This is a genomic window from Aquiflexum lacus, from assembly GCF_015476655.1.
Taxonomy (GTDB): Bacteria; Bacteroidota; Bacteroidia; order Cytophagales; family Cyclobacteriaceae; genus Aquiflexum; species Aquiflexum lacus.
Window position 1 is genome coordinate 135526 of record NZ_JABFHF010000015.1, and the last position, 9194, is coordinate 144719.

11 protein-coding genes are annotated in these 9194 nt (G+C 37.5%); all 11 read left to right on the top strand.

The window, feature by feature from the left end; genetic code table 11:
• The first annotated feature begins 546 nt into the window (after positions 1-546).
• Positions 547-771 (top strand): hypothetical protein, encoded by a 225-nt coding sequence (locus HMJ38_RS14635; RefSeq protein WP_194975154.1) that lies wholly within the window; start codon positions 547-549, stop codon positions 769-771.
• On the top strand, positions 771-1097 hold the full coding sequence (locus tag HMJ38_RS14640; RefSeq protein WP_194975155.1) for a type II toxin-antitoxin system PemK/MazF family toxin: 327 nt from the start codon (positions 771-773) through the stop codon (positions 1095-1097). Before HMJ38_RS14635 ends, HMJ38_RS14640 begins: the two co-directional genes overlap by 1 nt.
• Positions 1098-1372: 275 nt before the next feature.
• Positions 1373-2137 carry a pentapeptide repeat-containing protein gene (locus HMJ38_RS14645; RefSeq protein WP_194975156.1) on the top strand — a complete coding sequence of 255 codons (765 nt, stop codon included), beginning with the start codon at positions 1373-1375 and terminating at the stop codon, positions 2135-2137.
• 146 nt (positions 2138-2283) lie between these two features.
• Entirely contained in the window at positions 2284-2529 is a 246-nt protein-coding gene (locus HMJ38_RS14650) for a hypothetical protein (protein WP_194975157.1), read from the top strand.
• Positions 2530-2885: 356 nt separating this feature from the next.
• Positions 2886-3434 (top strand): DUF2975 domain-containing protein, encoded by a 549-nt coding sequence (locus tag HMJ38_RS14655; RefSeq protein ID WP_194975158.1) that lies wholly within the window; start codon positions 2886-2888, stop codon positions 3432-3434.
• Between the two features lie 3 nt (positions 3435-3437).
• Positions 3438-3644: a helix-turn-helix domain-containing protein gene (locus HMJ38_RS14660; protein ID WP_194975159.1), complete on the top strand. Its 207-nt coding sequence runs from the start codon at positions 3438-3440 to the stop codon at positions 3642-3644.
• A gap of 175 nt (positions 3645-3819) precedes the next feature.
• A complete protein-coding gene (locus tag HMJ38_RS14665) occupies positions 3820-4251 on the top strand; it encodes a UPF0158 family protein (protein WP_194975160.1) in 432 nt (143 codons plus the stop codon).
• Positions 4252-4319: 68 nt separating this feature from the next.
• A complete protein-coding gene (locus HMJ38_RS14670; RefSeq protein ID WP_317174530.1) occupies positions 4320-4832 on the top strand; it encodes a VOC family protein in 513 nt (170 codons plus the stop codon).
• Between the two features lie 226 nt (positions 4833-5058).
• A complete protein-coding gene (locus HMJ38_RS14675) occupies positions 5059-6846 on the top strand; it encodes a cation:proton antiporter (protein WP_194975161.1) in 1788 nt (595 codons plus the stop codon).
• Between the two features lie 64 nt (positions 6847-6910).
• Positions 6911-7816: a KPN_02809 family neutral zinc metallopeptidase gene (gene ypfJ / locus HMJ38_RS14680; protein WP_194975162.1), complete on the top strand. Its 906-nt coding sequence runs from the start codon at positions 6911-6913 to the stop codon at positions 7814-7816.
• 253 nt (positions 7817-8069) lie between these two features.
• Positions 8070-8999: an NAD(P)-dependent oxidoreductase gene (locus HMJ38_RS14685; protein ID WP_194975163.1), complete on the top strand. Its 930-nt coding sequence runs from the start codon at positions 8070-8072 to the stop codon at positions 8997-8999.
• Positions 9000-9194: the final 195 nt, after the last annotated feature.

The following is a 9194-nucleotide window of genomic DNA, read 5'->3' on the forward strand; positions in this document are numbered from 1 at the left end:
GATACAAGAAATATGGACAATTGACTTGAAGCAGGGAATTAGAGTATGAAATAGCAATTCTACTGTACAGACTGAACCTCCGGATGTGAGTGGAAACACTCACATAGGCTAGCTATGGAATCGACCTTTTTTTGAGAAAAATGCCGTAGGCATGACCGAAATAAAAGCCCGGTAATTTATTGCCGGGTTTAAATTGAAAAATCCCGTCCCAAAATTACCGAAGGATTTCCTGCCGGAGGCATGGTACGACCGATATAAATAATCACACTTGCTATCAGAAAGGAAGAATATCAGGAAGTTATGAAAACCATTGAATCGCTTTTGTAAAAAGCGACCACAAAAGGTGGATTTCATGAACTCAAAAAGGTATAAGCAAAAATGCTATCTGAACTGCCCCACCTTGCCGAAAACTATTAGGGCTATATCCTGAAGTTGATGCCAATCAAACCTAAATCATAGCAAGTCCAGTGTTTTGATTAACTCATAGTTATTTTACATTTGACTAAAAAAACAAAAAATCCGTACATTGTAAAAAAGCTTACTGATATGACAAAACAAGGATTGATAAACTGGACCATTGAGGCTTTAGAAAAACTTCCCGAAGATAAAGTCAGCGAAATTGCAGAGTTCGCGGATTTTGTACTCAAAAAACATGAAGAGCAAATTATCCAAAAGGGAATAGAAACTTTGGTCAGCAAATCTGATAGCTTTGCTTTTCTGACTGAAGAAGAGGATTTGTATGATGAAAGCGATTTAAAGGAAAAATATTAATGCAGAAAGGAGATATTGTTTTAGTTCAATTTCCTTTCACTGATTTGACCGGTAACAAGAATCGACCTGCTTTGATTTTGCGGTCTGGTACCTTAGATGTTACAGTAAGTTTTATTTCAACCCAACTTCACTGGCAAGAACCATCAGATCTACTTTTACAACCAAATTCCATAAATGGACTTAAGAAACCTTCTCTAATAAGGATTGGTAAAATTGCAACAATAGAAAAAAGTTTGGTTATTGGAAAACTTGGAAATATTGATTCTGAAGAAATAGGTGAATTAAACAAAAAACTTATTCAGGTTTTTAACATCAATACAAACTGATTTGTATAACCCGCAATAAGTTAAATTTTGGATGGTACTTTACACTGGGTACTATTGAATGATCGATTCTTTAGGAGTTTTAGATATTTATATTCCTTCTGATCCAAGAAAGCCTCTGATTGTTAATTCACTCCGTTGATATTTTTACTTGGATTATTTGAAGATTGGTTTTAGTTTAGGTAATTGGGAAATATCCGCAACTATTGCGCTAATTGTTCCAAATGGTATAAATAGCGCAATGGTTGCGTGAAGCAAACCGTTAGCAACAATGAAGAATGACAAATCCTAATCCCGAACATATTGAAGTACTTTTAAAAGGGAAAGACTTTTGGAACGAATTGAGAAATGAAAATCCAGAGATTATACCTCAACTAATATGGGCTAATCTTGACCATATGGATTTGTCTTATTTTAACCTTAAAGATGCTGATTTAAATGGAGCATCACTTTGGGGTACCAATTTTTCATTTGCGAATTTGGAAAACACAAATTTACAAGGAGTTCATGCTGATGAAGCTATTTTTATTGAAGCGAACTTAAATGACGTACAAGCCAGTGGAATGCAAGCGTGCAATGCGGATTTCAGCAATGCTACAATGACTAATTGGTTAACATATGACGGTAAACTTTATGACTCCAATCTTACGAATGCTAACCTAAAAAATTCAGAATTGAGCGGTTGTGAATTCAATAATTGTACCTTGATAAACAGTAATTTTGAAAATGCAGATTTAACGAATTGTAATTTCACAAAGGCCAATCTAGAAGGAGCTAACTTGAAAAATACTCTTTTGATTGGTTGTTTGTTTGTGGATGCTCAACTATTAAACTCAGATTTATCCTTTGCTAATGTATATGGAGTTTCCACTTGGAATATAAAAACCAACAATCAAACAATTCAAAAAGACCTGATTATAACTAAAGAAAAAGAACCAAAAATTACTCTCGACAACATAAAAATTGCACAGTTCATTTATTTGCTATTACAAAACAAAGAGATTAAAGAATCATTGAAACTGTTACTTCAAAGGCAGTTTTGATACTCGGTAGGTTTACACCAGAAAGAAAAGAAAAGCTTGAATACACAAAAAATCTATTAAGAAACCTTGGGTTCGCTCCAATTATATTTGATTTTGAAAATCCGTCTAACAGATCCACATTAGAAACAATAACAACATTAGCAAGATTGAGCAAGTTTATTGTGGCTGATATTACTGACCCCAAAAGTATTCCTCAAGAATTGGTGACAATTGTTGAAAGTATGCCTTCGGTAAAAGTAATACCGATAATTGAAAAGGGGTTTGAACCTTGGGGCATGTACGATCATATTTCAAAATATCCTTGGGTCTTACCTGTGATAGAATACAATGGCAAAGATGAAATAGACGACATATTGTTAAAACAGATTTATAAAATTGAAAACAGTTGCTAACACGGGTTTTGCGTCAGGCGGGGTGCCGTACAAACTTGGACCTTTATACTTCTAATGAACTTGAGTAATAAATTGAAACTTTGTGCTCCGAAACCCGCCCGAACGCTAAGCCCGAAATCGTCAAGCATATTAGGACCCCATCAAACCCAACAATTTATAACGCCAAAGCATTTACAATTTTGCCTTTTGTACTTTAGAAATCTTCTTTCAGCGAGAATCACTTTAATTTGTTACCCAACTTTTTTCCTTATACCTAAATCAACATAATTTTAAATTTAATTTCCCTAAAATCAAAAATTATTTATTGTTTTTCAATAAATATTTACCGATGTTTGGAAAAACAAAACATTGTAATTATGGAATGGAAGAAAAAATGGGAAACACAACCCAGACTGATGTTGATCACTATTGTGATCTGGTCCATATTTATTGGTCTATGTATCCAAGCAGGTGCAATATTATTTACTTTTATCTATAGTCTGTTCAACCCGATTGTTGCTCAGAATCTTTATAAAGGGCTTAACCTGTCTAACTTAATGGAACAGGATATGCGGCACTATATCGCGTTGCTTTCTTTGATTGTGGCGATTACCGGATTAAAGGCTTATATATTTTATCTGATGATCAGGATTTTTCTGAAGATCAATCTGACCCATCCTTTCAGTAAAGAAGTGTCCAAATTGATTTCCCAAATCGGACAGGTTACCATTGAAATCGCCGTATTTATCATCTTTACCAATGCCTATTTCAAATGGCTTTCAAAAAGGGGATTCGACTTACCTGCTATGGGAGAATATATGGGAGGTGCCTTTGAATACTTCTTGATGGGCATTATTATTTATGCTATTTCGAAAGTTTTTAATAGAGGACTGGAAATACAATCCGAAAATGAATTAACCGTCTAAGCAATGGCAATAATCGTGAATCTTGACGTAATGATGGCCAAGCGGAAAATGTCTCTGAATGAGCTGTCCGAAAAAGTGGATATCACACTGTCCAACCTGTCTATTCTCAAAACCGGAAAGGCTAAAGCCATCCGTTTCAGTACATTGGAAGCCATCTGCAAAGTTTTGGACTGTCAGCCGGGAGATATTTTGGAATTTGTGGAAGGGTGATATATCTTTTTGAAAATGGTATTAATCCTAAAAATAAATTGTTCGTTGAACCTTATGTTTTAGATATTTATGGATACTTGATATTGGTGGATATTTGTGAGGTTAGGCGTTTTGAATAGAAATCAATCGTTTGGTTAAATTCAATTTTATAACTTTATACTATAATCTATTTACCATGGCAAATCAACTGAGCAAAAAACAGGTTTTCGATATCTCCCAGGAGCTCCAATGTGGAATGAAGGTCTTTGTCAATATCGACACTTTAGAATACAAAAGTGTTTTGGATATGGATGACATGGATGATTTTGGTTTTTGGGATGAAGTGTTAGAAGAAATTGAGAATAACTGGAAGAGATTTTTCACCATCGAGAAAATGAGTTCTAGGGAAGGATTCCAAATTATGGAAAACTTTGTGGATGAGTTAGAAGATGGGTATTTCAGGGATAATCTGATCAAAATTTTGAATAGAAAAAGTCCATTTGCCAATTTCAAAGCTGAGGTAGAGTCCTCAGAATTCAGGGAGCAATGGTTTGCATTTCGGGATGCAGCCTATGTGGAGTATGTACAGGAGGAATTGGAAATGAATGATGTGGCTTTTGAAAAGTAGATGAACCTCAATTTTAACTTGATTAAAACAGCTAATAGTCTAGTCCGACAACCTCATTTCTTACCTCTATGAAAAATTCCCTTCTTGTCTTAGCAGGCCTGGTCTTATCATTCATTTTGGGGTTTTATCTCAACTCCACTTTGCCCGTTCCAAAAGAAACTGAATACTCATCCTTATCCAATAAACAATCCAATTTACCTATGGAAAACATCAAATTAGGGGCTTTTTCGGTAAGCCTCAGTGTCAAAGATCTTAAGGTTTCAAAAGGATTTTATGAAAATCTGGGCTTCTCTGTATTTGCAGGAAGTATGGAGTCCAATTACCTGATCATGAAAAACGAGGATACCTTGATCGGTTTGTTTCAGGGAATGTTTGAAGGCAATATCCTGACCTTTAACCCAGGTTGGGACCAAAATGCCTATAACATTGACAGCTTTGATGATGTTAGGTCTATTCAGCAGCATTTGAAAGAAAAAGGGGTCAAATTTGAAACAGAAGCAAATGAACAAACCTCAGGACCTGCAAGTCTGACGCTGAGAGACCCTGATGGAAATTTGATTCTTATAGATCAGCACCGTTAAGCGGTTCAATCCATAAAAGGTTAATTTCTATTTAATTTACATTTTTAAATACATAAAAATATTTTCTCTGACTTCTTCTGTTTTTTGAAAAAAGAATGGGAAAAGGGAAATTTGAAATTTAGAAATGGTATTCCTACCACCAAATCTATTATCTTAGAAAATTATAGAATTTGGGAGAGACCTAAGAAAATTATATTTTAAGGCTCTCGCGCCATTTTGAAACAATATGGAAGGTTTTACACTAAATATTCTCAATCTGTTTTTGGTGTTGGTAGCTGCATGGCTGGGAGGAATCGCTTCCAAAAGGATGGGCTACCCACCTATTTTGGGTGAACTTATCATTGGAATCTTATTGGGACCAACTCTTTTGGGGTTGATCAAAGAGACTGAAACCATCAAAGTCCTGGCTGAAATAGGCATCACCTTATTGATGGTCTATATAGGGATAGAAATTGACTTTGCAGATTTGAAAAAAGCATCCTGGGCAGGATTATTGGCAGCGATAGGTGGCTTTGTGGTTCCATTTGCGCTGGGATACTATACCATTATTTATTTTGGAGGAACACCGACATCAGGATTGTTTGTCGCGATTGCAGTGGGGGTGACTTCCCTTGCGACCAAAAGCAGGATATTGGTGGATCTGAAGTTGTTGAATACCCGAATAGCCTATGTTTTAATGGCCGGAGCACTCATATCAGACACCTTGGCATTGGTGATTTTTGCAGGAATAGTCAGTTTTGCAGATGCAGGTTCATTGGACTTTTCAGGCTTATTATTGGTAATTGGTAAAGCTATCTTATTTTTTGTGGGTACTATTCTTATCGGGAATTATCTACTGCCAATCTTGGGTAGAAGGATCTCCAAGTTTAAAAATCAAAGTAGTACCATGTATTTCACGCTAATTCTGATCATTTCCTTTGGTTATGCAGAATTGGCGGAACTTGCAGGTATGCACAGTATATTGGGTGCTTTTATGGCCGGATTGTTTATCAAGGACAATCTTTTTCCAAAAAATATTGCACGCGAAGTACAGAAATCTTTTTATGATGTTTCCATAGGTTTTATGGCACCAATTTTTTTCGTTTCAGCTGGATTCAATGTGAATATCAATGTTTTTCAAACAGACCTGGTCATGTTGCTTTCCATTGTTTTTGTGGCCATTGCAGGTAAAATATTAGGTACGATGTTGTTCTATTTGCCAAGTGGCCATGGGTGGAGAGAAGGAATCACAGTAGGTGCAGGAATGAACGGAAGAGGGGCAGTAGAAATCATAATAGCCGGGATAGGTTTGGAGATGGGTATTATCAATCAGAACATTTTTTCAATACTTGTTTTTATGGCCATTTTCACCACGTTTACAGTTCCCTTTATGTTAAAATGGGCTACCACTTGGCTGAGGTTAAGAGGTGAATTGATTCAGGTAGATGGTAGAAAAGGAATTGTTATACTAGGAGTCAATCCTGTCAGTTTATTATTGGCTAAACACCTGAATGAAAAGGATCCAATAGTTCATATGGTGGATGCCAATTTAGAGATGGTCGAATTGGCCAGAGAAAGAGGGTTTGAATGTACCCACGGCAACGCACTGAAAGATGTGATAATGCAACAGGCGAAAGCAGATGAGAGTACTGTGTTTATAGGGCTGACGGTCAACTCTGAAGTAAATCTATTGGCGGCGCAGGTAGCCAGGGAAAATTTTTATATTTATAACAACTATATCCTCCTCACTATGGATGAGGATGGGGCAGGCAAGTCCATCCTTGAAGCCATAAAAGCTTCTACAGTTTTTGCCATGAAGGTTCAATTGGAACCATGGAATAAAAAAATCATTTCCGGTGAATTTTCTGAAAGGCAACATACCGTTATCAATAAACTTAGGACCAGGGATTGGGTAATCAAACACGGCAAGAGCAAAATACTGCCTTTGGTCATACAGGACAATGAGGGAAAAAAAAGGGTGTTTCAATATGAAGATGAGATTCAGCCCGGAGAGACGGTGATTTATATTTCTTGATAGCTTAACTGGATAACTGGCATCATTGTGGATATTCATTTTTCTTATATCAAATCTACCAATTATGAAATGGCAAGGCCGGCGCAAAAGCAGCAATATCGAAGACCGTAGAGGTCAAAGACCTCAGAATTTTGGTGGAGGAGGTGGAGGAATTAACCCAATGATGTTGGCCCCTTTGGTTAAAATTCTGTTTTCCAAAACCGGGTTAGTAATCATTGCAGCTTTTTTTCTGATCACTTGGTTGACAGGGACCAATCCACTTTCACTGCTTGCACAGTTTACAGGGGGTGGAAATGGACAGATAACCCAATCAGTAAATTATCAACCAAGCGCTGGGGAAGAAGCATTGGCAGAAATGACAGCTGTCGTATTGGCAGACACGGAAGATGTATGGAATCAATTGATGGATGGATATAGGGAACCTACTTTAGTTTTGTTTTCCGGTCAGGTGGAATCAGCCTGTGGATTTGCATTTTCGGCATCAGGCCCTTTTTATTGTCCCGGAGATGAAAAGGTATATATCGATTTGAGCTTTTTTCAGGATATGGGTAAAAAATTGGGAGCTCCAGGTGATTTTGCCCAAGCCTACGTCATCGCCCATGAGGTAGGTCATCATGTACAGAGATTGGACGGGACTTTGGAAATGGTACAATCCAAAAGAGGAAAGATTCCAGAACCTGAATTTAACAGGTTGATGGTCCGATTGGAACTGCAGGCGGATTTTTATGCGGGCGTTTGGGCGCATCACACCCAAAGAGCCTTAAAATTTATGGAGCCAGGTGATCTTGAAGAAGCATTGAATGCAGCAAGTGCAGTAGGAGACGATAGGTTGCAAAAACAGGCAACAGGCAGGATAGTCCCTGATTCCTTCACCCATGGTACTTCAGAGCAAAGGGCAAGATGGTTTAAAAAAGGCTTTGATACCGGGGATGTCAGGGACGGAGATACTTTCAATGCGAGGAATTTGTAATGGGAAAAAGTGAATTATTGATCAAAATTAGGTTTGATTACGGACAGATGAAAAATCAAGAATCAATATAACTTAAGATTTATTGGGAAGTTATACGAGAAAAATTATCAGGATAGCTTTCCAGCACTATTTATTACTTATGCTTTCCCCAAATATCCCTTAGCTTTGCAACCAATGTCTCAATAATCAAAGGGGCAAAAAAACAATTTAAAAATCCCGCTATAACTATCCAACCTTACAACTCTCAATCTCAATGAAAATCCTGATTATCGATGAAATGCATTTGAGTATTATTCCCTTGTTGGAAGATGCAGGTTACCAAGTTGATTATAAACCAACAATAGAAAGAAAGGAGATAGAGACCATCATCGAAGAGTATACTGGATTGATCATCAGGTCAAAAACTCCTATGGATAAGCCTTTGTTGGAAAAGGCTGTAAACCTGAAATTTATTGGAAGGGCGGGGGCAGGTTTGGATAAGATTGACCTGAAATATTTGGAGAGGAGAGATATTAAATTATTCCATGCTGCTGAAGGAAATAGAGATGCTGTCGGAGAACAGGCCATTGGGATGCTTTTGTCCTTGTTCAATCATATTGCCAAAGCAGATCAGGAAGTGAAGAAAGGAATTTGGAAAAGAGAGGAAAACAGAGGTGAGGAATTACAGGGAAAGACTTTCGGGATCATTGGCTATGGAAATATGGGTGGGGCAATTGCCAGAAAACTCTCAGGGTTTGATGTGAATATTTTGGCATATGACAAATATAAAAGCGGCTTCGGGACTTTTCATGTCACTGAAGTTGGCTTCAGGCAATTGCAGGAAGAGGTGGATATACTTAGCATGCATGTGCCCTTGACGCCAGAGACTAGAAATTTTCTGACCATGGAAGTCCTCGAGCAGTTTGCAAAGCCTTTTTACTTTATCAATACTGCCCGCGGTGAAATCATCTCCTTTGATACTTTGAATGAGGCTATGGATAAGGGTATTATCCTTGGAGCTGTTTTGGATGTACTGGAAAACGAGAAATTTTCCACTTTCACCAAGGCCCAAAAGGCTGCGTTTGAAAAATTAGCTTCCAGGCACAATGTGGTTTTCAGTCCGCATATCGCAGGTTGGACCCATCAGTCCTACGAAAAGATCAATCAGGTGTTGGTGGAAAAGATAAAGGGAGCGGGGTTCTAAAAGAAAAGTGGAACGCCAGTTGCATTCCATCAAAATTTAGATTGCTATGTAAAAACCTTGCCTTGTCACTTCGACGAAAGGAGAAGTCTATACCCTGAGGCATGATAGATTTCTCTCTACGTTCGAAATGACAGGGAGAAGCCTTTGACATGATTGAACAATAAAAAAACATTCAAGAATCCTTTAAGACATCAC

What these genes read in the sequence shown, in the direction of transcription:
- ypfJ (WP_194975162.1), top strand. Translation starts at nt 6,911, where the DNA reads ATGAAATGGCAAGGCCGGCGCAAAAGCAGCAATATCGAAGACCGTAGA.
- HMJ38_RS14670 (WP_317174530.1), top strand. Translation starts at nt 4,320, where the DNA reads ATGAAAAATTCCCTTCTTGTCTTAGCAGGCCTGGTCTTATCATTCATT.
- HMJ38_RS14685 (WP_194975163.1), top strand. Translation starts at nt 8,070, where the DNA reads ATGAAAATCCTGATTATCGATGAAATGCATTTGAGTATTATTCCCTTG.
- HMJ38_RS14660 (WP_194975159.1), top strand. Translation starts at nt 3,438, where the DNA reads ATGGCAATAATCGTGAATCTTGACGTAATGATGGCCAAGCGGAAAATG.
- HMJ38_RS14640 (WP_194975155.1), top strand. Translation starts at nt 771, where the DNA reads ATGCAGAAAGGAGATATTGTTTTAGTTCAATTTCCTTTCACTGATTTG.
- HMJ38_RS14665 (WP_194975160.1), top strand. Translation starts at nt 3,820, where the DNA reads ATGGCAAATCAACTGAGCAAAAAACAGGTTTTCGATATCTCCCAGGAG.
- HMJ38_RS14655 (WP_194975158.1), top strand. Translation starts at nt 2,886, where the DNA reads ATGGAATGGAAGAAAAAATGGGAAACACAACCCAGACTGATGTTGATC.
- HMJ38_RS14635 (WP_194975154.1), top strand. Translation starts at nt 547, where the DNA reads ATGACAAAACAAGGATTGATAAACTGGACCATTGAGGCTTTAGAAAAA.
- HMJ38_RS14645 (WP_194975156.1), top strand. Translation starts at nt 1,373, where the DNA reads ATGACAAATCCTAATCCCGAACATATTGAAGTACTTTTAAAAGGGAAA.
- HMJ38_RS14675 (WP_194975161.1), top strand. Translation starts at nt 5,059, where the DNA reads ATGGAAGGTTTTACACTAAATATTCTCAATCTGTTTTTGGTGTTGGTA.